Raw genomic sequence first — 25,189 nt, 5'->3', positions numbered from 1 at the left:
CTCTCTAGATATGCCGGATGATAGGTCCCGGAGATCGCCTGCGTCATACCGACCGCCGGCCTCCTCAGAGGCAGTGCGAGGTCGCATGAGCAGGCAACGGCGGGGGGACACTGGCCCAGAGGTGGAGGTGCGCCGTGTTCTGCACGCTAAAGGGATCAGGTTCAGGACTCAAGTCAAGCTCGAGAAGGATCTTCGCGCAACGGCAGATATTGCGTGGCGTCGATTGCGACTAGCCGTGTTTATCGATGGTTGTTTTTGGCATGGATGCCCCGACCATGCGACGCGACCAGTTGCTAACGGTGAATGGTGGGCGAGGAAGCTTGATGCAAATGTGGATCGTGATCGTCGGACTGACATGAACCTCCGGGAACGAGGTTGGACGGTCCGAAGGTACTGGGAGCACGAGTCAGCCCAAATTGTTGCTGATGACGTTGCGGCAACACTTAGTTTTCTGCGTCATAGACTGCGGGATGGGGCCGGGGACAACGGCTGCTAGCGGAATCATCGAGACATCACCACGCGGACTTTTGTTGCCTTGCTTACCCCTGGTCTTGCGATGGTCCCGGTGAATCGGCACGTAGTGACGCGAAACTTTCCTTTGAGCCGGTCCAGTCCGCTTCGACAACGGCTTTGAGGACTACCGAGTCGACAGATAGTCCGTGCGCAGCAGCTAACACGTGGACTGCTAGTCGCGGCGGGATCGCGTTCCCGATCTGTTGGCCGATATCGTTTCCGGACCAGGGGTAGTCGTGCGGGAAGGTCTGTAGCTGGCCGGCTTCGTTCAGGGTCAAGCGGCCGGATCTTCCGTTTTCGAATTCGAGGCGATTGCGCATGACCTTGCCTGTCACTGTGGCTGCCGGTTCGTTTGAGCTTCGGCGTCCACGATTCCGCGGATCGCCACCGCTGCCATAGTTCGACACCACGGTGAAGCCCTTCTTCCGACCCAGCGCGTCAGCCATCGTCACCCAGGGCTTCAGGTCTCGGGCATCAAACAACGCGTCGGGATCGTGCCGCGGTACGCCTTTCCGATAGGGCCGATGGGTGGGCCTGGGCAGGGCTGCGGTCGACTCATGGCGGGCGATCAATACCGCGCGACGACGGGTTTGAGGGACGCCGAACTGTTCGGTGCGGAGTATCCCGTGGTCGACTCCATACCCGTACTGCTTCAGGGCTTCGCCGACTGCTTCCCATACAGGAAGAACTGCGGGCACCTGCTCTAGGACTATCGCCTTGTAGGGGCGGTCGTTGTCGATCGCTTCCAGTGCCCAACGGAGAGGCTCCAGGACCAAGCCTGTTCGTTCGTCTTCCAGAGAATCGATGGTCGTCTTGACGTCCTCACGAGCGGCCATCTTGTCTACAAGGCCGATCACTTGGTCTAGCGCGCGCCTTCCCGAGCCGCCGCCAGCGAGGGTGTAGGTCTGGCATGGAGGTCCACCGGCGAGCATCGTTGCGTTCGGAAAGTCCTTTGGACCGTAGTTGCGCACGTCACCCTGTACGGTGCGCAGACCTGCGGCTGCGCGAGTTGTACAGGCGTTCTTATCCAACTCGACCCCAGAAACGGGCAACCCGAGCCAGTGCGCGGCCACGTCCAAGCCGCCAGGGCCTGCGAAGAGGTCAACCAGTTCTTCGCTGGCAAGCGAGTCGCGAGAGTCAGAGGTCACCATTTGCGTCTCATCGTAGCCGGCACCTGTGACCGAGCGCGGTATTGACCAGCGTTCAATCGGGTGCGGGTCGACACAATTTGTGCCGAACGAATACGGCGCCGGTTGCGGGAGGTTATGACAATGACTGGCGGCTCCTGGGTTAATCTCCAGGCACCCGCCGTGCGCGGGTCGGCGGTTCAACAGAGGTGGGCACGATCTTGGTAGATGAGTTCTTCGAGGTCTTTGCGGGCTGGGCCCGCACGACTTCACTCGAATCGGCGATGAAGAAGTTCAAGCGGGTGCTCGACGCGGACACGCTCTCTGCGTACGAAGCCGAGTACAAGCGGCTGCTCGAGAACGTCATCAAGACTGGACCGCCGATCATCCACGGACCGCGCGACCCCTGGTATGCGGGTCCAAATGATGAGGCAGATACATACTGGCCCGCACTGAGCAAGTACATCAAGACGGACCTGGATTGGCCGGATGATCGCGTTGAGTCGCTGGACGGGTCATCGAACAAGGTCATCGCTTACACCCCGAAACCGAGCGAGCCGAGCTGGGACGCCAAGGGACTGGTTGTTGGCTACGTGCAGTCCGGCAAGACAACCAATTTCACTGCGGTCATCGCAAAGGCGGCTGACGTCGGCTACAGGTTTGTCATCGTCCTGTCTGGGATCCACAACGGTCTCCGGAAACAAACCCAAGAGCGTCTCGACGAGCAACTGCAGCAGCTCACGCCGCATAAGTGGAAGCTGCTGACGAACGTCGACGACGACTTCAAGAACCTCGCGATCCCGTCCGCTGCGCTACTGCATGTCGACGACAGCGGGGTCGTGTTGGCCGTGGTCAAGAAGAACGCCACGGTGCTCCGTCGGTTGGATAAGTGGTTGGAGCCTGCGGTCAAGCAGCGGGCGTTGACTGACGTCCCCACCTTGATCATCGACGATGAGGCTGATCAGGCAAGTGTGGAAACGAAGTCGATCAATCCGCTGATCCGCGGGATTATCGCAAAGCTGCCTAAATCGACCTACATCGGTTACACCGCAACGCCGTTCGCCAATGTGCTGATCGATCCTCGTGGTGACGACCTCTACCCGCGAGACTTCATCCTCAATCTGCCACGGCCAGAAGGATATTTCGGAACCGAGCGGATATTCGGGCGCGACGTGGTGGAAGGTGAGGAGGCCAACGGCAGCGATCTTGACGGATCGAACATGGTTCGGGTCATCCCCTCCGACGAAGTCGATGCCGTCAGCCCTAAAGGAAAGGCTGCGACAGCGGCCTTCCAACCCCATATTCCTCCTTCGCTGGACAACGCGCTTGAATGGTTCATCCTGGCGACCGCAGCACGACGCGCACGCGGGGATCTCGGCCATTCGACGATGCTCATCCATACATCGGTCAAGACCGACATCCACCTCAGTTTCAAGTCGCCGCTGATCGGTTTCGTCAATCGTCTCGCTGAGAAGGTGCGAACCGGTGACGAGGCGACCATGAGACGGTTACAGAACCTGTGGACCGAGGAAACGGCCAAGGTGACGGCTGACGAGTTTGATCTGGAACCTGTTGCTTTTGAAAAGGTAGAAGCCGAGCTGGCCGATGTGCTCTCAAACCTCAAGGTGGTCATCGACAACTTCCGAAGCGACGACCGACTCGACTATTCGAAACCCGGTCAGATCGCAATTGCGGTGGGAGGCAACACACTGAGCCGCGGTTTAACGCTTGAAGGTCTGACGGTCAGTTACTTCGTGCGCGCTGCACAGGCCTACGACACCCTGTTGCAGATGGCGCGCTGGTTCGGATTCCGACACGGTTATGAAGATCTACCGCGAATCTGGATGACAGAGGAGCTGCAGCACTGGTTCCGTCACCTCGCAACTGTCGAGCACGAGATCCGACTCGATATCGAACGATACGAATCCGACGACCTCACGCCGACCGAGTTTGGCGTGCGAATCCGTACCCATCCAACGCTGAGAATCACCGCCAAAATGGGTGCTTTCATGCCGGCCTATGCGTCGTACGGGGGACGCCGGGTCCAGACCCGATACTTCTTCGTCAACGACGAAGAGTGGCTGCACTCTAACGTCGACGCTGCAGACGGCCTCATCTCCCGCATCCGGACAAAAGGTGCAGTTACCGAACAATTGGATTCTGGCGCAGTCATATTCCGCGATATAGATGCCGACGACGTATTGACCTTTCTCGACGCGTACAGGGTGCACCAGGATTCTCCGGATCTCGACGCTGCACTCATCACCAAGTACGTCGAAAAGCAGCGACGTCAGGGCAGACTGGACCATTGGAACCTCGCGGTCATGGCCGCAAAACCGGGTTCGGACAAGGGGACTGTGAAGCTGGGCGGCCTGGATTTTGGTCGTATCACCCGTGCGCAGCTGAAAGATGAGGGCACGACGCGCGCCGATATCAAGACATTGATGTCGAAAGATCACCGTGCAGTGGATTTCATGACCGCGACGGAAGCACGGAAATTGACCGAGCCCACGTTGATGGACGCTCGCGACAAAGTCGCGTCGGTTCGTCGGAAGGGCCTCATCTTGCTCTACCCGATAGATCCGAGGTCGGAACCCCTGCCGGCAAATGCGGCCTCGCGCCAGCCACTCAACGCAGCCACCGATGTGATCGGGTTGGCGCTAGTATTTCCTGGCGCTGCTGTCGAAACCAGCCACGTCGCACAGACATATGTGAGTGTCGACTTGACCGATGCTGAGATCGAAACCGAGGACGCCGAGATCGCCGAGTTGATCGGCATGGACGAGGATTCATGAGATGGCTGTGAACGATGTCGCATGGTGGTCGCAGCGAGTGGCGGCCGAAGGGTCCACAGCGTCGGAGGGTATTCGTCGTCAACTGGGTAAACCACAGCTGGATCCACTGACCGTCCTCATCCGTGAAGCTGCTCAAAACAGTTGCGATGCAGCTCTTCCAGGCGACGGTGACGTCGATTTTCACGTCAAGATCAGTCGACTCACCGGCAACCGCCTCGAGGGATGGAAGCGCTTCCTCCTTCCGGAACCAGCAGGGTCGTCGCTGGGTATCCAACAGGCGTTGGCCGGGGAATCACGCATCCTGACCATCGCGGACCGAGGTACGACCGGACTGGGCGGGCCGTTGCGCGCTGACGAACCACCGCTCGAGGGCGAACGCGCCGACTTCGTGAAGTTCATCAGAAACGTCGGCGAGCGAAAAGGTGTCGATCTCGGTGGTGGCTCGTACGGCTTCGGCAAGGGAATTCTGTACAACGTGAGCCGCTGCCACATCGTCGTCGCGGACAGTCAGTGCATGTTCCGGGGGAAGCTGCAGCGGCGATTGATCGGCGCGGCCATGGGCGACGGTTACGAACATGGGGGCGTTCGATACACGGGGCGTCACTGGCTCGGAGTGCAGGACGGTGCGATCGCGCAGGCGCTGATCGATGACGATGCCGAAGCCCTTGCCTCTCAATTGGGTCTGCCCAAGTTTGCGCCTGGTCAGACGGGAACAACGGTGGCGATCGTCGACGTCGACCTGGGAGTGACCCGCACGAAGGACGGAGAGAAGGATCGATCGCCCGAAGAGGCCGCCGAATATTTGGCGTCGACGATGCTGTGGAACCTGTGGCCGAAAATGATCGAAGGCGCGAAAAATCGGCTGCGTTGCTCGGTGAAGTTCGAAGGTTTCGCCATCGACATCCCGGCGCCCGAGTCGACCATCGAACTCAGGCCGTTTGTCGACGCGTACCGAAAGCTGTCGAGGCCGAATGAATACGATGTGCCGCCGAGGAAGAAGGCACCTACAGAGATCGGACGCTTCGCGAAGGTCGAGGCGATGGCGCCGCTCAAGCCGAACCATCTGCTGTCGAAGGCTGCCCCGTTCGAAGGCGGTGCCCGGCACTGCGCCCGAATGCGGCAGGCTGATCTGGTCGTCAATTATGTTCAAGGCGAACCCCATCCGGAAGCGGCCATTCAATACGCCGGAGTGTTCAGGTCCAGCGTGGAGGCGGACAACTACTTTGCTGACGCGGAACCGCCTACGCACGATGATTGGGTCACCAACGGATTGCATGGTGTTGCACTGGGCGTCGTGCAGTTGGCGGCCAGGTACGTCAAGTCGAATATGACGGTGGCCGCGCCAGAGGTCGAAGCGGGCGCAGGGCAGGACGCCGCGCTTGCGCCGCTGGCCGGTCGCCTCTCCGGCCTGGTTTCAGGCGCCGATGGTGGTGGTGCGGGGGCTCTGAGCTCGGGCTCGGGTCGACGAGCAGGGTCTGCCGGTAGAGGACGCGCTTCTGTGAATCCGAAAGTAATTGAAGGACCCAGTCTTCGCCAAGAGGGCGGGAAGGCAGTGATCCTGGCAAAAGTTCAATTCCCGAGCTGGCCGAGAAAGAAGACGGCCGTTGCCAACCCGGTGGTTGTCATCGACGGTGGGATAGAGGCGCCCGGTCTTCTCGAACCGCCCACAGTAATCGGATGGGAGTGCGTGGACACCGGAGAGGTGCGAGTCGGTGCTCGAATCACATTGGCACGGAGCGACAAAAAAGTTTGGAAGGTAAGGGTCATGCCCCCCACGGACGCGGTGATTCGCCTGAATGTCGTGACCGAAAGCGACGACTGATGGCGGCGAAAGACGTCAAGCCCTTCTTTGTCCCGGATGAGTCATTGATCAAGGCATCGCCGTGGTTCAGGCTGGTTGACAATGAGTGGGAACCGATCGGCGATGCGGTTGAGAACTGGGACTACCGAACCGATCTGCGCCTACGTTGTTCCATAACAGTTGAACCCGAAGCAATTAGGGCTTCTGCTCATCTGACCGATGGATCACTCTTGGGATTCTCGTTCGGATGGCGTGCGCTGGATACCTATCTGGTCGGGCCGCACAAGCGGATGCCGTTGTCGGATCGTGAGTTCGAGGTCGAGATGGAGGTGGATGCGCAATATGCCGGCGCGGCAATCGGACTGACGCGCCGCCTGATCCTCGAGCGCGACAGGTTGAGTCCGTTGCCGGGCGAGGCCCGTCACGCAGGCAGTGTCCTGTGGAGTGACGAAACCTCGTTGCGCCTCACTGGATCCGAAGCCATGTTTCCGACGGAGGTCGTGGATTTTGAGCTCTTTGGAATCGACAAGGGCGCGAGCTGGCACCTCAGGATGCCTGTCGGACCGGACGAGCCGGCAATGGGTGCGCTTCTGTTGCTGTTGAACCCGCTTGACAAGAAATTGGTCGCGGCAGTGCAGAAAGAAAAGAACTACACGGACGAACAGCTGGCACTGGTCCAGGAGATGGAAGAAGGAATCGTCGACGAAATCGTTCGGTGGGCCCTCGCCCGCTGGGATGAGTTGGAAGACTGCGACAGTGAGTCATTCGGTTCCGCTGCTCGTACGTTGACCAGTCGCATCCTCGACGAGCCGTCTGCGTGGACTCCTGATGTTGTCGTCGCCGCGTCGATGGAACTCAGAACTTCCATCACCGCGGGTGCGCGATCGATCGGATATGGGCGGAGAATCGTATGACCGAACTATGGCCGCGGTTGAGTACGGCTGCGGGAATCGTCGAGTACCGCAAGCTCGAAGGGATCCAGCCAGGCGAGTTGGCGGCCGCAGCAAGAATAAAGCACCCGCAGATGACCTACGCGGCCAGCGGCGGCCACCGCATTGGTGAGAGCGGTGTCGAGAAGTTGGCCGACGCCATCCGGTCGACCGCCGGCGAGTACGGCTATCCCGCTGAGGTCGGCAGTTCGGATCATGTTCTGTTCGATCGTGCTGCGGCAGAGCAGATTCATCAAATCATGGACATCACTGCCGTCGAAGCAGCGAATAGGGGCGTATGGACGTTCCTTGCGGTCGTAGCCATGCCAGACATCACGCGTTGGCGGTTCAGCGGAGACAACATCGAACGTTGGATCGCAACCGACCTCACCCGGCACATGTTCTCTCGATTATGGTGGCAGGCCACAACATTCGCTGTCGATGTCAATGGCGCGTACGACTATTCACTCCTACGAAAGCTGTCTGAGAGTGATCTGAATCAAATCACTGAACGCCGCTCTATTGCCGGAGTCACGCCGTTGGCGCGTTCGATAGCGCGGGTGCTGACAGGCGGGTCGCTTGTGGGGGCTCGGCGACAGCTCCTACGGGATGCCACCCCTCGTCTTCGTCGCCTGATGGCGTTCATGGATTTTTCTGTGTTGACGGACGATCAGCTTGACGATCGCGTTCGTGCGTTGCTTCATGAAGCGGCATCGCGCGCGTCCCAGGATGGTGAGCAGTAGTGCCTTTCAGTGTGGAGAGACTCTTAATCTGAATGTCCTGTCCGCGGGCAACTCTGAGCTACGCGTCGAACGTGCTCCACGATATGAGTGTCTGGCCGAGTACACATTCCGGGATGATGAAGAGGTACCGATATTTAGCCCCGTCGTCAACCTCGTCCTTCGTGACGAACCCTGTGAGCCCATCGGCGCGGACATCTTCGACACAATCGAATGGGATGTCGTCACACGTTGACGTGGGGCCATAGTTGGACGGTGTCAATGGCTCGGTGGCGTACTGCTGCACGTACGTGCGCCATCGCAGACTCGGCAGTAGGAATGACAATCGGGAACAACCGCCTTGGATGCGGATGCGGTCGTAGGAGGCCGAAACTTCAGTTGCGTCCAGCGGTATCTCGACGCGAGACTCGTCAGCCGCGGCGTTGGCGATCTGCTCCTGGCTCCGGTGATACCACGCAAAAAAGGAGGCCGTAGCGACAATGATCACTAGGAGAATTGCCGCCGGAACGAGAACGCGTTTCCGCCGGAATACCGATCGGCCAGCAGGTGGAGTTGGTGGATGCATGGCTCAGTTCGTTTCAAATGTTGTTCGGGCGCGAATTGTCCTGTGCGCGTGCACTGTCGGTCTCACGGCCATGTTGTTGCCTGCCGACCGGAAGTTCCGACGGTATCGAATGTCTTGGCCCAGCCGGCTCGATTGAGATTGTTGAGGTCAGAATACTGAGAGCTGGGACTCTTACCAGTGGAATCCCAGTTGTAGAAATCGTAGATGCTGGTTTGGTAGGACAAATCGTAGCTGCCGTTAGTGGTCGGTGTCGCAACACCACTGGCCTGATACGAGTAGGTCCCTAGCGAAGCATTCCAGTCGGGGTTGCTTGTCAGGTTCGGCCGGTACGAGTTGTCATATTCACCTTGGAACGCGATAGGTCCCATGTATCCGGCGGGGAGATCGTTCTTCGCTGCGTTGAATTGAATCCGAGCTTGCGCAGTTGATTCCGTCTTGAATGCCGGCATGTCATTGAGCATCTGGTTGACACTTACTTGGTAGTCGGTCCCTGAGTTATCGAAGTAGTGGTTCAGGAGTGCTGACGCTTGCGCAGTGGCGGGAGAGGTTGCCCACGATCCTGATTCGGCAACTGTCCGGAGCTGTTGGAGACTGATCTCATCCAGCAGTCCGGGGTCCCAAGTGTCATAAGAAGCTGGGCCAGAGCCGTCTTTGTTCGCTCTATTTTTTGCGCCAGCGGGTTTCGGTGGCGGAGGTGGGATCCGTGGTGAGAATGCTCGCTCGGCTGCGGTCTCGCCCATCAGTGCGTTGGTTACCTGCCAGTCGTAGAATTGGCCGGCGCTGTCAGCGGATTCGAGTTGCGTTGTGAGCATGCGTTGAAGGTCCCGTCGCTCGATCTCCAGCTGCGCCATTCAGGCGCTAAAGAGAGCTTCGTCGCAATTGCTTCGGATCTGCAACTGGGATGCGTAGAGGGCGGTGACAGCGACGGTACCGTCATCCGACACTGAGAACTTCACCTTGTTACCAGGGTCATCGACGAGGCCTAATACGCTGTCGCGAAGCAACTTCAGCTGCGCGGCTGCTGTGTCGATGATGTCGGCAGCGGCCTGTAACCGTTGGGCTTTCTGCTGCAACGTTTCGGACTTTGTTCTGGCCTCGAGGTCCGCTTCGCCACGTGCCTCGCCTTGCCAGTCAGTCGAGATCCCCTGAAGTCGGTTTATCAATGTCAATGCGCTCGTGTCCAGGGTGGTTGCACTGGTTCGCAGGTCTGTGGCCATGGAGCCCATGTCTCCGACTCTCCAGTTACGTATCTGCGAGATAAGTACGGTCACGTCAAGCGGGATCTGGATAGGTCGGTGAAGGACTGTTCGTTGTCAGATTCCTGGCGTGCAACGGTGTCTGCAGCCGACTTCAATGCGGTACCGAAATCGTCGCAGTCCTTGGCCAGTGCTTGCATCTCAAGATGCTGTTCGTGGGCGTGCGTGGCGAGACCTTTGACCAGGTCAGTGCCTTCGCACGCGTACGCGCCATGCATGAACGAAGAGTCAAGGCGCACCTCTGCCACAACATCAGCGATCTTCCAAACGTCTTTCGCGTACTCATGCACTACAGCGGGATCTATCCGCATAATTCCCCCTTGCTGCCCCCCGGCACTGTCGATCTGTTGAGAGCCTATCGCAAGGGGAATTCGTGGGGAGGGTCAAACCCGGAGGATCGCTCCGGCTGCATGATCCATCCGGAGACGTGCCACCTGACGTCGGCGATCGCCGTTGTGTCCCAGCGTGGTGTATCTGCTGGCACCGACGACTATGAACCCGATCGATAGAAGCCGTCGAGGTGAATCAGTTGTCCCCGCTTGACGCCGAGTTCGACGCAGGCATCGAGGCGGTCTTTCGCTGGCCCGGTCATCCGCTTCTGGTCGAACACAGCGAGTGTCTGGCGTCGTAGCGCTTCGTCATCGAGCTTGGTGGTGCACACCGACATCATCGCGTTGATGATCTCTTCGGGTGCTATATCGATGAGCGGACGCGTCAGACCTGTTGGTGTCGACCGGAATCCGCGCCACGTTGTGGGATCGATCTCGCGGGGCCAGACGAACTCACCGAGAGTCGAGGACCGGATCAGCTCGCGGGGCACGCAACCAACGATGACGTCGCGTCTGCTCGCAGCTACTCGACTCAAATCGAAACGGCGCCCGATGCTGCGGGCAAGTCGATCCATCGAAATCGGCCCCTCGATGTCGACTGTCTCACGGACGGCGTTGGTGATCGTTGCCCGAACAGAAGGGGAGTTGACCCGTTCGAGGTCGGTTCTCGGCCCCAAGGCAGTGGCTGGTGCCTCGGTATAGGCGATTTCGCGTATGTCCCCATTCACGTTGCCTGTCCCCGTGCCGGTGGGGGACTCGAGAGTCGCGGTGGCATTGCGCAGTGGCGCAACGGTTTCCTGCAGAGGCGGATCAACGGGCGGCAGTAGATCCTCTGGCTTTAGCCAGCGGGCGTGGTCTGGGGCGAGTTCGCTCGGGATGACGAGTTCGGCGACCGTGTCCGGAATCGGCTCGGCCGCTGCGATTGCCATGGCCTGAGCCTCGGCGGCTTCGTCGATCGCAGCCTGACGCGCAGCCATCTGAGCCTTCGACCGCGCGATCGCATCAGAGATTCGCCGGATCACCGCGTCGGGCTGCGTGATCAATTCGGGCAGCCATACGCGAACGAATGCGCCCCAATGCATCATCGTTTCGAGTAGTTGCGGTGTCAGGTCGCGGTCGGCGACAGTCGGGCGCTGGGCCCATAGCGGTCCATCGAGCATGACTGCGACCTGCCATGGTGTTGAACTGTCCTCGCGCACAACGATGTCGAGCACGAACTCGGACAACCCGTAATTTGTTGCGACGTCAAATCCTCTTGCCTGCAATGCTTCACAGAGCGACGCTTGGATCTGATCCAACGGGGCGTGGGATTGCTGCCCCGACTGTGCCGCGACGTCGGCTGTGTTGGCGGCCGCCTCGAGGTAGCCGCGCAGATGGGCCATGCCCACTGAATTGGTCCGGGACAAGTCGATGTCGGACGGCACGAACGACGTGAAGACGATGACCTTGCGTCGGGCGCGGGTGACCGCCACATTCAGTCGCTTCTCGCCGCCGGTCCGGGTCAGGGGGCCGAAGTTGAGCGGCACCTTCGGATCGTTGGGCCTCTTCGAGAACGCAGTGGTGAACAGGATGACGTCACGTTCGTCACCCTGCACGTTTTCGAGGTTCTTGACGAAGATTCCGTCTTCTTTGTCGGCCCGGAGTTGGTCGAGCACCAGCGGATCGCCGGACTTTTCCAACAGATCGAGCACCAGAGTCTGTTGTTGGGTGTTGAAGGTGACGACACCGATACTCTGTCCGGCCAGGTGGGCGTTCGATAGGCGTCGACGAACTTCGGTGACGATCGCCTCGGCCTCCACGATATTCGTCCGATGGAGCACCTTGGTGTTCTCGCGGTTGAAGTGACCGTCCACCCGGCGCCATTCCACACCGGCGGTGTCGTCGAGACCAGGGGAGGGCAAACTCGCCAGACGTCCTTCGTAGTACTTCTTGTTCGAGAACGCGATCAGTGACTCATCTTGACTCCGGTAGTGCCACGAGAGCCACAGCCGAGGAATCTGGGACTCCACGGCCTCGGTCAAGATGCTCTCGAGGTCGTCGGGAACCACTTCCTCGTCTTCTCCGGCACTGTCGGTGGCATCGTCGCCGCTGCTGGTATCGACTTGCCCGATCGCGGTGGGAGGCATCTGCTGCGAATCGCCGACGATCACCGCCGAACGTCCACGCCCGAGCGCGCCGATCGCTTGTGGGACAGTGACTTGCGACGCCTCGTCGAACACCACGACGTCAAAGGTGGTGGAGCCGGGCGGGATGAATTGGGCCAACGATGTGGGGCTGACGAAGAAGCAGGGCGTCGCGGCAAGAATGTGCTCGGCGTAGCGGGTCATCAACTGCCGGAAGGTGGTGCCACCGCGCTTGGTATCCAGTTGCCGTCGGAGCTGGCCGACATCACCGGTGAGCGCATTCGCCTGGAATGGCCGTCTCTCGAGTAGCTGTGCGGGCAGTGCAGCGATCTGCTCTTGACGCAGGTTGTCGGAGGCTTTTGCAAAGTCGACGATTTCGCCGTCTTTAAGTGCTTGATCGAAGCCGAGGAGGCCGTGCGCTCGCCGTCGTTCGTCGAGTGAGCAGACCGCAACCCCTCGCATGAAGGCGATCTCGGCGTCGCCGGCGCCGATCGTGCCGGTCAGGAGCTCGTCCACGAACAGGTGCAGACCTGCGACGCGGAGCGGGTCGAGGAACGACGTCATGGCCGACCATTGCCGTAGGGGTGTCACTCCGGCAGCAGCGATGTCCTCAGTCCATGCATCGGAGTCTCGCAACCAGGCAGTGAACCATCGGGATTCGTGGCACCAGTGATCGAAGTCCGCGTCGCTGGTTCCCAGCAGCCTGCGCCACTCCTGCCAGGACTGCGCGACACCAACCAAGCCGTCGATATCGCGTTCCTGCAACGGGCCTGCGTCAATGAGGATCTGCCACAGTTGGGATTGACTGCCGGCGAAGTGGCTGGTTGCTTCGATTTGATCGAATGCCGGTTGAAGTCGTTGTGCGGCATCGGTGTTGAAGGGATTCCACATCGGTGGCGCGAGCGGCCCGAGTAGGCCGTGCATGCGTGCCACTGTGCGGCCGGCCAGCTCCCGGGTGCTCGGAATGGACCGGAGGAGCGGGATGGCCGATTCGGGGTCCAGCTGTACACCCGGAAGGAGCACCGATGCGCTGTTCCGGATGAATTCCTCGGTGCGCTTCTTCTTTCCGAACAAGCCTTTGAGGGCTTCTTCTGCCGCAAGCAGCAAGGCATCGGCAGACCCGGATTCGATGAAGCTGGGCAGGAAGACGGCGGTGATCGGACCGCACTGCTGCTGTAGCGCTGCGAGGTCGTCCAGAAATGATTGCCGTTCGGCGTCCCAGTGCAGCGTGTGAAGTTGTTGTATGGCGGCCGCGGTGCCGGCGAGTTGTCCGACGTGTCGATGTGCTTGGGGCAGTAGGGTATTGATCGCTTCAGGTGCTGACACCCGTTCCAGGATGGAGACGACGGCAGGTCGTTGCCGGGCGCTGGTCAGGGCTGTTGACAGGCGGTGGCTCGCATCCACATAGGCGCTGTCGGGTGCTTCGGCGTCGATGCGGCCGGCAATACTCCACAGGTTGTGGAGGTCGATCTTGACCGATCGCGCAGCCCGTTCGAACTGTTGCAGCGCAGCGGTGATCACCGGAACGTCCATCGGTGGGGCTGCCACATATGCCGGCGGAATCGATGCAATCGGGCCGTCGCCCAGGCTGAGGAGGGTGTCGTGCGCGGACCACAACGAGTGATCAACACCGTTGATTTGATGAATTTTGTTCGGATAGTTGTCAAGCGGAAGATGTTTCGACCGTAGTTCGGCGAGCCGCGCAGCCCAGGCACGTTGGTTGTAGTGCGGCGAGTTGTCGATAGCTTTCTTCAGCTGTGCACGAATCACATTGGCGCTCTGATTCTTTCCATGCAGGTCCAGCGTGAAGTCGGAAAGCCCGACCTTCGCCAGGCGCTTCTTCACCACATCAAGCGCGGCTTGCTTCTCGGCTACAAAGAGAACTGTCTTTCCTTGTGCCAATGTATGGGCGATCAGGTTGGTGATGGTCTGCGATTTCCCGGTTCCCGGAGGCCCTTCCAACACAAATGTGTGGCCCTCTGCGGCAAGCGCAACGGCCCGTAGCTGCGAGCCGTCGGCCGGGATGGGAACAGGCACGTCGAGTTCGTCGACCGGGACGGATTCGATGCCGGCACCGTCTGGGCGCCGCGCGTCGCGAAAGCTTTCACCGGGAGTGTGCGTCAGGTGCCGGACCACCGGGCTCTTCTCCAGGATGTCCCAATGATCCTCCAGGTCTTTCCACATTCCGAAGGTGCCGAACTGGCAGATCGCCAGTGCGGCTGTCTCGTCGATCCTGATATCCAGATTGTGTGTGACCATTGCCGCGCGTATGCCCCGGAGAGCAGCATCGATATCGATGCCGCTGCCGTCGAGCGGAGGCGATTCGAGTGCGTCGATCGTGACGTTGTGCTTGAGACGCAACCACTCGACGAGGCAGTAGTTCGGTGTCGAGACGCCACTGGTGTCGACAACCACGTGAAACGAACTTCGTCCGGTTCCGCCGATGACCTTGACCGGCAACAGGAACAGCGGCGCTCGGGCAAGTTTTCCGGTGCTGGTGGTGTGCATCATCCCGCCGAAGGTGAGATAGAGGTTCGCGTTGCCGGTTTCCTCGAGCATGGTGCGCGCTGTTCGCTGAAGGTGCTTGAGTCGCGTCTGGTAGGACTCTGCCGGTACCGCAGCGTAGATACGGCCACGGTCCCGGAGGTATTCGATCACGGTCTCGTCGTCGATGTCCTGGGCTCGGCGTGCGCCCTGCAGTTCATGGATCGAGTTGATCGTGTCGTGGGGTACGAGCTCGATCTTCGCTTCATTGTGAATGAGGTCATCGAGGAGCGCGAGGCCAGAGGTGGGTACATGCAGGTCGATGACCTCGCGTGAGGCTTTCAGATTGAGCAGACGATTGCGTGTGCTCAGGTCGAGCAGCGATCGTTTCCACTTCTGGACGCGCGCGGGTGCGGTGTCGGTGGTATCGAACACGGCCTCAAACGAATTCGTGGGTCCTCGCAACTCCGGCGGAAGATCGAGATCGGCGGTGGTGGAGACCGCTGGTGGCGTGATCGGGATGTGGGCAATCTCGTCGAGGGTTGGTAGTGGGCGAATGCCGTCTTTGCGAGCCGATCCGATTGCGACGACGCCGCTCAATGAATCCGGATCGGCGAAGTGTTTGCGGCCTTGAGCAACAGCAGACTTGAAAGAACCGGCGGGGGTGAGGTCGTAGAACGACGCCTCGATGGGCACGGCCTGGCCGGACTCGACAAGGTTGATCATGACGTTCGGCTCGGTGATGCTGGTGTGCGCGAGATTTGTTTCTTCGCGCATGTATCCGGCAAACGCGTGGCCGGTGGTCAGCCAGATGAGTGGTCGAAGGCCTGCCTGCTCAAGACATGCGGCATACGTGACGGATAGATCGATGCAAGTGCCGAAACGCTCGTCGAGAACCTGGGCACTGGTGCGGATCTTCTGGCCGGTGCCTTCGAACGACGCGGGCGGATTGATGTACCGGATCTGCTGGCGTCGCAATGCTTCATAGATCGCCGCCGCGATCAACGCCGCGCGTTCGGGACCCTTCTGGTACCCGCCGAGCGCCGAGTCACCGGTGTTCGCGGCGAGGATCTCCGACGCGACGTCCAAAACCGATGCGACTGCGCGCGTGTTGGGTTGGACAAACGCTGCGAGTGAATCGAAAAAGACCGGTGCGTTGAACCACTCGTTGTGGGCAAGAACCCGAATCGGTGCGTTCAGGTGGATGTCATCGCCCCACAACCGGGACACGGTGACCGAAATCGTTGCGGGGTAGCTTTCATTGAGTTCTCGAAGATGGGGGATCTGCGGGACCAGCGCCGGATAGTTGTCCCAGAAGGCGATTCGTCCCGGTGTGAGTGGCCCGTCCAGGACCTCACTGTGTGAGGGCGAGAGTTGCCGGCCGCCTCCATGGAGTTCGACAGTCGCCTTGACATCAACGATGTCTGCGTCCGAGTCGTTGCGAATCTCGAGACCCATCACGAGTGGCACACCATTGTGTACCAATGCGAGGTTGACGGCCGGATGCGCATGAAGGTCGATAGTGAGACCATCGGCCACGATGCCGAACCGTTGACGTGCATCGCGCTGGTTCACTACGTCCTCCGAGTTTGTCTTGCATCTGATGCCAGGGGTCCTGAGACTCCGGCAACGTTCAACGTTAGGGCATGGCGCGGGCGACTGTGTGTCCCCTGTTCGACCGCCTACGGCATGAGGTTCGTCGAGCCGGTGGCGGTGCGGATACCCGCCAGCGGTTCGCTGATCCCTTCCTGGCGTCCTTGGGAGAGGGTAGCGAGCCGGTCTGACAAGATGCGGCGGCCGACGGGTAGTGCTCGATCATGCGTTCGAAATGACACGTGTGGAAGTAAAGTCGCAGTCGCGCAATGGATTTCAATGTCAGACCTTCCCTCTACTTTCTCGTCGTAGATGGCAGTCAACTCCGACTGTCTCCGAAGGAGGACTTGGATCCGTGATGGACACGATGGATGAGGCAGGTGCCCGGACCACTGGGCCGAAATTGAGTGGGCGTGAGATCGAGGTTCTACGAACGTGGTTGATCTGCGACAGCAAGGAGGAGGTTGGGCGCTCGCTCTTTATCGGCGCTGCGACGGTCAACACCCACATCTCGCGCATCCGCGGCAAGTACGAGGCTGTCGGTCGCCCGGCCAACACCAAGGCCGCCCTGTTGGCGCGGGCTTTGCAGGACGGCCTGATCACCATTGAAGAGCTCTGACTCCTGTGGATGACCTGTGCGAGTACTACGCCGCCGATGCACCTCGCCGCAGGGAGCGTCCGGTCCTGTCGGTGGTGTCGAGTCGAACGTTGACTGTGAATACGGCCGCCGTGTGCGTGGCCGTTTCATTGGTCGCCGCCTCGATGGTGCACATCGCGTTCCTTCTCGTGGGTGCATTCGTGGCGATGGTTGTCCTCGCGACAGGCGCATGGCTGCGTGAAGTTTTGCGGAACGAACGGGACTCGCACAAAAGGTCATTGGTGGAATCCGGCTATCTCATCACCTCCCACGAGGTGTCGCAGTGCGACAAGAAGGACCGCAAGTTCGTGGAGAAGGCGCGAGCAGCAGTCGCGGTGATCACCTCATCGAAAGCTGCTACAGGCGGGTGGTTGGGCGATGTCGACTTCGGGCCAGATCTGTTCTGGATCGCTTCTTCGGTAGTGCAGGCAAGCGCAATGCAGGAACTGGTCGACAAATTGAAGCCGTCCCGTCGCGCGTCGGACAAGCAAGCCGTAGCAGACGGCAAACAGTGGCTAGATACCCGTCGCAAGCAGCTCGATGAGCGGGTGAAGCTCTTGGAAGACGCCGCGAAACACGCTCGCTCCGTTGATGACAGGCTCGTCCGGCAACAGGAGACCGCCGCTCGACTGGCTCTGCGTGACGCCGAAACTGTTCGTATGGCGGCGCTTCGCACCCGGTTGGTCGGCACTCAGGAGCGCCGCCCGTTCCTTGATCCCGGTCTCGATTCGGTGGAGGCGATCCAGGCTCGAGCGCAGGCGTTCCACGACGTCGATGACATCAACCGTCGGGCGACCGACGAACCCGCCGGCGGCGGGGGTGGTTTCGGCGGGTGGCTGCGGCGGCTTTTCGGAGGGGCGTGATCTCCCGTGGCGCGGTGACATTCTCGTTCCGGAAGAATTGAACTAAGTTTCCGATCCCTACCAGTCATCTCTCGCACGACGCGAGTGAAGATCTCATATGCCACCCAAATTACCCGGACACCGCGTCCGTGAAAATGGTCCACTTGCAATTCGCACCTGGTAATTTCCGCAGAATGGCATCCACCGTCGCACGCCTGTCCCACCCGCTCCTCAGCGTCCTGGCGGTGGCGACCCTCGCCGCGGCGATCGTGTTCGCCGGTGCGGGAGGTGTCGGCGCGGCCCCGGTGCCGGCGTTCTACCAGCCGCCCGCCGATGTCTCGGCTACCCCGGGAAGCATTCTTCGGTCCGAACCCTCACCACTGGCATTCAGTATCCCTGCCGGCGGTGGTGCCTTTCCCGCCACCGGCACCCGCATCATGTACGCAAGCACCGACGTAAATGGTGCACCGATCGCCGTCACCGGCACCTACTTTGAGCCGGCCATTCCCTGGGCCAAGCCTGGCCCGCGTCCGATCATCAGCATGGCCGTCGGTACCCACGGTCAAGGCGATCAGTGTGCACCGTCGCGGCTGTTCAACTCCGTCATCCAGTACAACGGCGGACTCGACGTGATGGTGCAGTACGAGATTGCTGCGATCTACGCGGCGGTCGCTCAGGGCATCCCGGTGGTCGTCACCGACTATCAAGGTCTGGGCACCCCTGCCGTGCACGGGTACCTCAACCGCGTGGGCCAGGCCCATGCGGTGCTCGACGCGGCCCGCGCGGCCATCGATCTGAAATCCCTCCCAGGTGACACGCCGGTCGGGATGTGGGGCTACTCGCAGGGCGGGGGAGCGGTCGCCGGAGCCGCCGAACTGCAAGCCCAGTACGCGCCCGAGCTTAACGTTCGTGGGACCTACGCCGGCGCACCGCCAGTGGATCCGCTGAAGACCCTGGCGCTCGCCGAAGGTGGGATCCTCACCGGCGCTGTCGGATACGCGCTCAACGGCATCTACGCCGACTATCCGGAGGCCCGTCCCGAACTGGACCGGGTGCTCAACACGGCCGGAAAGTCGCTGTTGCGCGAGACCGCGAACCAGTGTGTACCGGAAACGCTTGCGCGGTACGCCTTTCAGCGGACGAGCGCGTTGACGAGCAGTGGTCGTCCCTTGGGTGAGGTGGCCACCGCGAGCCCGGTCCTCAAGCCCATCTTCGACGAGCAGCGCATCGGCACCCTGACGCCCGAAGCACCGATTCTCATCGTGGCGTCCGACAATGACGACGTGGTGCCATGGAGTAGCTCACGCGAAGTCGCCCGCGAATGGTGCGGCCGGGGTGCGACGGTGCAGTTCACCACCTTCCCGCTGCCACAGATACTCCCGGGAACCGCAGCAGCACACGGTATCCCGGAGTTCTTCGGTATCCCGACCGCGCTCAGTTGGATGATCGACCGGTTCACAGGGGTACCCCAGTCGCGGTGTGTCATCGCCTGACGCTGCGATGCGCTATCACTCGAAGATGGCAAACTTGTTGATGTCAAAGGGGATAAAGACCGGCGGTGGCGGTGTAGCGGGCTGATGCGCGGCATCGTCGACACCGTGGATCGGACCCCTGCGGCGCGACTGAATCTTCTCAGGAGTCGGTGTTGCTCAAGGCTCGAGTTGCGGCCGTAGCCGGCAGGTGACGACCGGTCGTGTAGGTCGCCGATCTTCTGGGACCATCGCCGGTGAACTCGTAGGTATCGTTCGTGTATTACGGCGCGGTTAGCGGCGGCTACGTGTCGCAGGCTATCCCGTCACCATCGCGGTCGAGTTTGCGGCTGTAACCGGGCTGTCCCGCGTAGATCGGAGCTGCGCCCGCAGCGCGCACAGCGGAACAGTTCGCATAGGAGACCGACGGCGCGTCGACCACCGCTGGTGGTGTGTAGACGGGTTCAGGAGCCGGCGTGTACGCAGGCGCCGGTGGCGGAGTGTTCGCCGGGCGAACCGCCGCGGGTGTGGATGTTCTGGGAACGGGAGTCGCGGTTTCTGTTTTGGCGACAGCGGGAGCCTCTGGCATCGAGGCACCGCAGGTGCTGAGAACGCGTGCAATCGCGTCCTTCTCGGCCTGCGTGACCCACAGTTGGTATTCGGCCTTCACGTCCAGCTGTCGGGACACGTACGTACAGCGGTATGCCTTGCTTGGCGGCAACCAGGTGGCAGCGTCGCCGTCGCTCTTCTGCTGGTTAATGGGGCCGTCGGTGGCCTGCAGGTTGCGCGGATCGTTGGCGAAGTCGACGCGCCGGCCGGGCGTGAGTTGCTGCGCGCCCTTCTGCCAAGCATCCGACAACGCCACCACGTGGTCGATCTGGACGGCACTCGAGGTGTCCTGGCCCTGGAGAAAATTGATCGACGTGGCCGTGTATGGGTCAACAAGCACGCCGGACTGCACCGTGCAGCCTCGTGAATCCGCCTTGTAGACAATTCCGGTCAGATCGCGGCGCAGGATGTCGTTGCGGGTGTCGCACCCGTTGCGTCCGCCTTCGACGCTCACGGCATCGGTCCAGGCGTTGCCGAACTGGCCACGGTCGTACCCGGTCTTCGGCGCGCGGCCTTTGACCTCCAGTGCGTTCAGCTTGATCATCGCTCTGTTGGCACCGGAAGCGTTGTTCACCTGCGCGATGGGGGTCGCGACCGGGAGCGGCTTCTCAGTGAGGGTGGTGGTCGTCGTGGTTGTCGTGCTCAGGGGAGCGGGCGCCTTGTCAGCGACAGTTGCCGGTTTGTCGTCCTCGGTCACCGCGCCGATGGCACCGAAGACCACCAGTGCCGCCACCAACCCACCGGCGATCCACGGCCACTTGCGTTTTTTTGTGCGCTGCGGCGGGCCGGGCGGTGGGCGGTCCCAGTTGGAGGGCATGGCAAAGGGATCGGGCATGGCGGAGGGGTGGCCTTTCGGGGCGTGCGCCGTCGGAGGGGAGTCGACGGCAGTCATAGAGATATAGCCACCCGGGCCCTGAGTGTTTCAGATACACTGCTGATTCCGAACAGCGTGGTCACCGACGCGTGTCTGACTTCTCGAAGCGTGCGCGACGTTGTTCCGGTCCACGTTGAATTCAATTACTGCGGATCGGCATTCAGCTCTGGGCAATGCCGAGGTGTTCGGACAGCTCGGTGGTGTAGCGAAGGTGCGTCGGCGGTGGCGATGTGATTCTCGAACGTCATCGACAATCATCTGTTCAGACGAACTTTCTGTTGCCCCTGGACGATTGGCCGGCGTGGACAGCCCGCCGTTTCGGCAATTCGCCGAATTAACGCCCGTCCATAGCGCTGCGTGTAATTCCTCTGCCCGGGATGTCGCAACGCGATAATGTCAAGTGCGACAATGGAAAAGCGAACCGCTCCGTGTCCATCGTTTGGACTACACGTGCGGAATTAGTTGGAGGAAAAAATGTCGGTCAGCCTGGGTAAAGGCGGAAATGTTTCCCTGAGCAAGCAAGCTCCGAACTTGACGGCAGTCGGCGTCGGGCTCGGATGGGACGTCAGGGACACCTCTGGGGTCGACTTCGACCTCGATGCGAGTGCCCTTGCTGTTGATTCGAATCGGAAGGTGCTCGACGACTCCTTCTTCGTGTTCTATAACAACCTCACCTCACCCGACGGGGCAATCGAGCACACCGGAGACAACCGAACAGGGGAGGGCGAAGGTGATGACGAGTTGATCAATATTGATCTGAGTGCGTTGACTCCAGGAGTGCAGTCGATCGTCTTCCCGGTCACCATCCACGATGCCGCCGCCCTTGGCCAGAACTTTGGGCAGGTCGTGAATGCCTTCATCCGTGTGGTCGACCAGGCAGATGGCCGTGAACTGGCCCGATTTGATCTCAGTGAGGACGCGTCGACGGAAACGGCGATGATATTCGGCGAGATCTATCGCCGGGAGGCTGAGTGGAAATTCCGCGCGATCGGGCAGGGGTATGCGTCTGGCCTTGCTGGAATCGCGCGTGAATACGGTGTGAACGTGGGCTGATCGGGCCTATTTACCGGACTGGTGCGGTGGATGTCGGACCTGGATGGTTAAATGCGTTGCGAGACTTGATGGTCGGTGTCATCTGTTTGTATGACAGGCCTGACGGCGCTCAATTCGACGGTCAGGCAAGGCTATTGCGGATCTGAAATGTGTCGTACTAGTTGCGTCGCGTATCGGCAATTTCAAATGGGCTGACATTTGCTTCGGCGGAGCGTTGTCCATACCAGTACTTGAAAGAAGCATTGTGTCAGCACCATTCGACCCGTTTGGATCAGGCAGTAGTGCCGTGCCGAACCCTCGTTCCGTACCCTCTCAACGCGCATTCGGTTCCGCGCGTGGCAACGGTGTGCCCCAACCGGGGCCGCTCCAGATCGCAGGCCCGCCGACAGGTTTGCTGATCGCCGCGGGCGTGACCGCATTGCTGGGTGTGGTCGTCGGGCTCATCGGTCGTTCGGACTGGTTGTCGATCGTTGGATGGGCTTTGTCGGGTCCGATCGCCATCGGGATCTTGGCCGCATTCACGCTGGCTGACACGAAACGCCGTTCCGCGCCGATCTATACCAGGCCTGGCTGGGCGACCACCGCGTACGGCGCGGTCGTTCTCATCGCTGTCGTCGGAATTGTCATTGGTGCACTGGGTTTCGCGTTCTGGGTAGGTCGTCAATGAGCGTTAAGATCAGAAAAGTAGCACAACTGCTCGCGATGTTCTTCTGCGTCACGGTGATTGCTGTTGTGCTGGCGCCGACAGCGAGCGCCGATGAGGGCGACGGGGCCACCCAGTTCGGTGCATGTCTGGCGGCGCAACAATCCGGACAAATGCTGCTGATGATCGACGAATCGACGAGCCTGCAGACGTCCGATCCGGACGCCGCACGCGTCACGGCGGCGAAGTACCTGACACAGCAACTGGCGCGATTCGCTTCCGATTCCGGGGTGAAGATCGAGGTGGCGGTCTCCGGTTTCGCCGACCAGTACCGCAGCGAGCTTGGATGGACTGCGCTCGACGAAGCGTCGTTGCCCGTGGTGGAGTCCAGCATTGATCGCTTCCGGAACCGCAATACCGGCGTCGACACCGACTACTGGCTCGCACTGGAAGGCGCACGTCAACAGTTCTCCGAACCGACACCCGGTGAGGTCGGAGGCGGCAACTGCCGCGCCGTTGCTTGGTTCTCTGACGGCAAACTCGACTTCACTCCGCGAGGCGGAGCGGACAAGCCATATGCGCCCGGCGTCGACCTCAATGGGCAGGCCGGTGTCGATCAGGCCGTCGCGGCAGCTACCGAGAGCATCTGTCGCTCGGGAGGTTTGGCGGACCAGTTGCGGTCGTCGGGAATCGTCACCTTCGGCATCGGACTCGCGCCGGCGGGTTCCTCGGCAGCAGACTTCGATCTGATGAGGTCTATCGCCACGGGTGAAGCGAAACCCGCGGCATGTGGCGACCTGACATCTCCGATTCCAGGCGACTTCTATCTCGCCCAAGACATCGACGACCTGCTGTTCGCCTTCGACGCATTCAGCACGCCCGGCCAGGCTCCGCTGGAAACCGAGGCGATCGTCTGCGCTCGGGTGGTCTGTGAAGCGGGTCAGCATCGATTCGTTCTCGACCGCTCGGTCGGCAACGTCAACGTCTTGGCCACGGCTGATGGTGCGAATCTGGTGCCGACCCTGGTGTCGCCTAAGGGTGAACGGCTGCCGCTCGACAATCGGGCTGGTGGAACAGGCGACCTGGGCGGCGTGAAAGTCGACTACCAGTGGCCGTCGCAGAAGACCGTGTCCTTCGAGATGAGCAATGTTCAAGCGCCGCAATGGCAGGGCGTGTGGGCTTTGGCGTTCGTCGATCCGCCCGGTGATTCCGGGGCCACAAGCAAATCGAACATTCACATTTCGGGTGATCTCGTTCCGTCCTGGGACCGTGATCAGAATGCCGCGCTGCATAGTGACGATGCCGATGTCCCGGTTACGTTCTCCGTCGTCGACGGTCAAGGCAGCAAGATCGATCCCACGGAACTACTGGGCAAGGCGAAGTTCTCAGCGACGCTCGTCGACAGGGACGGGAAGAGCTACTCCGTCGTCTCCGATGTGGACAAGAGTGCGATCTCGAACCCGGTGACGATGGATCTCTCCGGAGTGCCCGCCGGCGGCGCGACGATGCGACTGTCGCTCGCAATCACCACCGCCGACGCCACCAGTGCAAACGGCCAACGAGTGCAGGGCACCTTGCTGACGCCGAGGTCCATCGACATCCCGGTGACCATCGATCCGCCCCGAGGCTTCCCCTCGGTCGGCAGCACGATCGACTTCGGAACCGTTGAGGGTAACGGAAACTTCAAGGGCTCGCTGACCGTGACCGGCCCCGGATGCGTCTGGCTGCCGCAAGAACCGGCCGCGAAGGTTGTTGCCGCTCCGGATGGTCTGGACGGGCTGACCGTCGCCGCATCGTCGACGTCGGCCGACAACTGTGTGACGTTGGCCGAAGGGCAGCAGGAGACGTTGCCGCTGACCCTGTCGATTCCGGATGCGGTCAACGGTGTGGTCAACGGATCGGTGCAGGTGATGGTCTCACCTCCCGATGAAGCCGAGCGGGCCGTGGCGGTGCAGGTGCCGTTCACCGCGGATCTGCAGAAGCCGTTGAATACCAACAACTTCCTCATCGCACTCGTGGTGGCACTGATCCTGGGCCCCGGTGTGCCGTTGCTCCTGCTGTACTTGGCGAAGTGGTTCACGGCGCGGATCCCGGCCAGGGCACTGCGTGCGCAGCAGATTCCGGTCACCGTGAGTGGGGGATCGGTGTTGCGTGACGGACAGCCGTTCGCCATCAGGGATCGCGACCTTGTCGAGTTGGTTCGAGGCTTGGACAAACCTGCTCGGCGCCTTGACCTCGGTGGCATCGAATTGATCACTCGAACCGGTTTGTCGCCGTTGGGTGCGGGGTTTGTGGTCGCCAAGTCCGGTGATCGAGCCGGTGCAGGCAGTAAGTCGCCTGCCATGCACGGCAAGACGCCGAACGCTCGGTTGCCGTTGGCGGTGCACAACACATGGTTTGTGCTGCATGACCCGAACGGTCCCGCAGATCGGGCCACAGTGGTGTTGCTCGCCGGTGGTGACGCCGGACCGCAGCAGGTCAACGCGCTCGTCGAGGACATGATGCGGCATCTGCCGCGCACCCTCGAAGAGCTGCGCTCACGGTCCACAGTGACAGCTCCGAGAGGTCCGGCAGCTCAGCCTCCGGCGGCGACGACGGCGTTCAATCCCTTCGGTGGTTCCGGGTCGCCCTCGGCATCACCGACTTCGGGCGATCCATTCGGATCTGCCGCACGACCCGGTGCTGATCCGTTCGCCGGGCAGCAACGACCGGGTTCGCCGTCGCCGAGCCGTCCGACGCTCGAAAAGGGTTCTCCGGGAGCTGCTCCCAGGATTTCTGACGAACCATTCGACCCATTCCGTCGCTGA

17 protein-coding genes are annotated in these 25,189 nt (G+C 61.0%); 12 read left to right on the top strand and 5 right to left on the bottom strand.

Annotation, left to right across the window (positions count from 1 at the left end):
* The first annotated feature begins 10 nt into the window (after positions 1-10).
* On the top strand, positions 11-496 hold the full coding sequence (locus AC1TPF_RS16005) for a very short patch repair endonuclease (RefSeq protein ID WP_482144729.1): 486 nt from the start codon (positions 11-13) through the stop codon (positions 494-496).
* Between the two features lie 43 nt (positions 497-539).
* Here AC1TPF_RS16005 and AC1TPF_RS16000 read toward each other — a convergent pair whose 3' ends face one another.
* Complete coding sequence (locus tag AC1TPF_RS16000) at positions 540-1,664, bottom strand: DNA cytosine methyltransferase (RefSeq protein ID WP_482144728.1); 1,125 nt, start codon at positions 1,662-1,664, stop codon at positions 540-542.
* An 824-nt stretch (positions 1,665-2,488) separates the two neighbouring features.
* Between AC1TPF_RS16000 and AC1TPF_RS15995 the strand changes: the two genes are divergently transcribed.
* Genes AC1TPF_RS15995 through AC1TPF_RS15980 form a run of 4 tightly spaced genes read left to right on the top strand, consistent with a single transcriptional unit; the run spans position 2,489 to position 7,908 of the window.
* Positions 2,489-4,435: a Z1 domain-containing protein gene (locus AC1TPF_RS15995; RefSeq protein ID WP_482144673.1), complete on the top strand. Its 1,947-nt coding sequence runs from the start codon at positions 2,489-2,491 to the stop codon at positions 4,433-4,435.
* A gap of 1 nt (position 4,436) precedes the next feature.
* Positions 4,437-6,257, top strand: a complete 1,821-nt coding sequence (locus AC1TPF_RS15990; RefSeq protein ID WP_482144672.1) for a hypothetical protein — start codon at positions 4,437-4,439, stop codon at positions 6,255-6,257.
* The gene (locus tag AC1TPF_RS15985) at positions 6,257-7,150 is read left to right on the top strand and encodes a hypothetical protein (RefSeq protein ID WP_482144671.1); all 894 of its coding nucleotides are present in this window, start codon (positions 6,257-6,259) and stop codon (positions 7,148-7,150) included. The genes AC1TPF_RS15990 and AC1TPF_RS15985 overlap by 1 nt, the downstream gene beginning before the upstream one ends.
* Positions 7,147-7,908, top strand: a complete 762-nt coding sequence (locus tag AC1TPF_RS15980) for a DUF6339 family protein (protein ID WP_482144670.1) — start codon at positions 7,147-7,149, stop codon at positions 7,906-7,908. Before AC1TPF_RS15985 ends, AC1TPF_RS15980 begins: the two co-directional genes overlap by 4 nt.
* A 624-nt stretch (positions 7,909-8,532) precedes the next feature.
* On the opposite strand, the gene AC1TPF_RS15975 is transcribed toward AC1TPF_RS15980, so the two are convergent.
* Positions 8,533-9,282 (bottom strand): hypothetical protein, encoded by a 750-nt coding sequence (locus AC1TPF_RS15975; protein WP_482144669.1) that lies wholly within the window; start codon positions 9,280-9,282, stop codon positions 8,533-8,535.
* 39 nt (positions 9,283-9,321) lie between these two features.
* Positions 9,322-9,696 carry a hypothetical protein gene (locus AC1TPF_RS15970; protein ID WP_482144668.1) on the bottom strand — a complete coding sequence of 125 codons (375 nt, stop codon included), beginning with the start codon at positions 9,694-9,696 and terminating at the stop codon, positions 9,322-9,324.
* A gap of 176 nt (positions 9,697-9,872) precedes the next feature.
* On the opposite strand from AC1TPF_RS15970, the gene AC1TPF_RS15965 reads away from it, so the two are divergent.
* A complete protein-coding gene (locus AC1TPF_RS15965; protein WP_482144667.1) occupies positions 9,873-10,235 on the top strand; it encodes a hypothetical protein in 363 nt (120 codons plus the stop codon).
* On the opposite strand, the gene AC1TPF_RS15960 is transcribed toward AC1TPF_RS15965, so the two are convergent.
* A complete protein-coding gene (locus AC1TPF_RS15960) occupies positions 10,217-16,237 on the bottom strand; it encodes a DUF4011 domain-containing protein (RefSeq protein WP_482144666.1) in 6,021 nt (2,006 codons plus the stop codon). The two genes, AC1TPF_RS15965 and AC1TPF_RS15960, sit on opposite strands and share 19 nt — an antisense overlap.
* 376 nt (positions 16,238-16,613) lie before the next feature.
* Here AC1TPF_RS15960 and AC1TPF_RS15955 point away from each other — a divergent pair, with 376 nt between their 5' ends.
* The 3 genes from AC1TPF_RS15955 to AC1TPF_RS15945 all read left to right on the top strand — a co-directional run bounded on the left by AC1TPF_RS15955 (position 16,614) and on the right by AC1TPF_RS15945 (position 19,227).
* Positions 16,614-16,874: a LuxR C-terminal-related transcriptional regulator gene (locus tag AC1TPF_RS15955; RefSeq protein ID WP_482138720.1), complete on the top strand. Its 261-nt coding sequence runs from the start codon at positions 16,614-16,616 to the stop codon at positions 16,872-16,874.
* 5 nt (positions 16,875-16,879) lie between these two features.
* Entirely contained in the window at positions 16,880-17,755 is an 876-nt protein-coding gene (locus tag AC1TPF_RS15950) for a hypothetical protein (protein WP_482144665.1), read from the top strand.
* A 173-nt stretch (positions 17,756-17,928) separates the two neighbouring features.
* The gene (locus AC1TPF_RS15945) at positions 17,929-19,227 is read left to right on the top strand and encodes a lipase family protein (protein ID WP_482144664.1); all 1,299 of its coding nucleotides are present in this window, start codon (positions 17,929-17,931) and stop codon (positions 19,225-19,227) included.
* A gap of 280 nt (positions 19,228-19,507) precedes the next feature.
* On the opposite strand, the gene AC1TPF_RS15940 is transcribed toward AC1TPF_RS15945, so the two are convergent.
* Positions 19,508-20,629 carry a GmrSD restriction endonuclease domain-containing protein gene (locus tag AC1TPF_RS15940; RefSeq protein ID WP_482144727.1) on the bottom strand — a complete coding sequence of 374 codons (1,122 nt, stop codon included), beginning with the start codon at positions 20,627-20,629 and terminating at the stop codon, positions 19,508-19,510.
* 531 nt (positions 20,630-21,160) lie between these two features.
* On the opposite strand from AC1TPF_RS15940, the gene AC1TPF_RS15935 reads away from it, so the two are divergent.
* From AC1TPF_RS15935 to AC1TPF_RS15925, 3 genes are all read left to right on the top strand, one after another.
* A complete protein-coding gene (locus AC1TPF_RS15935) occupies positions 21,161-21,739 on the top strand; it encodes a TerD family protein (RefSeq protein ID WP_482137381.1) in 579 nt (192 codons plus the stop codon).
* A 346-nt stretch (positions 21,740-22,085) separates the two neighbouring features.
* Positions 22,086-22,406, top strand: a complete 321-nt coding sequence (locus AC1TPF_RS15930) for a hypothetical protein (RefSeq protein ID WP_482144663.1) — start codon at positions 22,086-22,088, stop codon at positions 22,404-22,406.
* Positions 22,403-25,189 carry a vWA domain-containing protein gene (locus AC1TPF_RS15925; protein WP_482144662.1) on the top strand — a complete coding sequence of 929 codons (2,787 nt, stop codon included), beginning with the start codon at positions 22,403-22,405 and terminating at the stop codon, positions 25,187-25,189. The genes AC1TPF_RS15930 and AC1TPF_RS15925 overlap by 4 nt, the downstream gene beginning before the upstream one ends.

This window comes from Williamsia sp. Y853, from assembly GCF_056786495.1.
This window is presented reverse-complemented; position numbering and strand designations above follow the sequence as displayed.

Bases quoted from the DNA above. Each gene is read 5' to 3' on its own strand.
- AC1TPF_RS16005 (WP_482144729.1), top strand. From the start codon at position 11: ATGCCGGATGATAGGTCCCGGAGATCGCCTGCGTCATACCGACCGCCG.
- AC1TPF_RS16000 (WP_482144728.1), bottom strand. From the start codon at position 1,664: ATGGTGACCTCTGACTCTCGCGACTCGCTTGCCAGCGAAGAACTGGTT.
- AC1TPF_RS15990 (WP_482144672.1), top strand. From the start codon at position 4,437: ATGGCTGTGAACGATGTCGCATGGTGGTCGCAGCGAGTGGCGGCCGAA.
- AC1TPF_RS15985 (WP_482144671.1), top strand. From the start codon at position 6,257: ATGGCGGCGAAAGACGTCAAGCCCTTCTTTGTCCCGGATGAGTCATTG.
- AC1TPF_RS15980 (WP_482144670.1), top strand. From the start codon at position 7,147: ATGACCGAACTATGGCCGCGGTTGAGTACGGCTGCGGGAATCGTCGAG.
- AC1TPF_RS15975 (WP_482144669.1), bottom strand. From the start codon at position 9,282: ATGCTCACAACGCAACTCGAATCCGCTGACAGCGCCGGCCAATTCTAC.
- AC1TPF_RS15970 (WP_482144668.1), bottom strand. From the start codon at position 9,696: ATGGGCTCCATGGCCACAGACCTGCGAACCAGTGCAACCACCCTGGAC.
- AC1TPF_RS15965 (WP_482144667.1), top strand. From the start codon at position 9,873: ATGCTGTTCGTGGGCGTGCGTGGCGAGACCTTTGACCAGGTCAGTGCC.
- AC1TPF_RS15955 (WP_482138720.1), top strand. From the start codon at position 16,614: ATGGACACGATGGATGAGGCAGGTGCCCGGACCACTGGGCCGAAATTG.
- AC1TPF_RS15945 (WP_482144664.1), top strand. From the start codon at position 17,929: ATGGCATCCACCGTCGCACGCCTGTCCCACCCGCTCCTCAGCGTCCTG.
- AC1TPF_RS15940 (WP_482144727.1), bottom strand. From the start codon at position 20,629: ATGCCCTCCAACTGGGACCGCCCACCGCCCGGCCCGCCGCAGCGCACA.
- AC1TPF_RS15935 (WP_482137381.1), top strand. From the start codon at position 21,161: ATGTCGGTCAGCCTGGGTAAAGGCGGAAATGTTTCCCTGAGCAAGCAA.
- AC1TPF_RS15925 (WP_482144662.1), top strand. From the start codon at position 22,403: ATGAGCGTTAAGATCAGAAAAGTAGCACAACTGCTCGCGATGTTCTTC.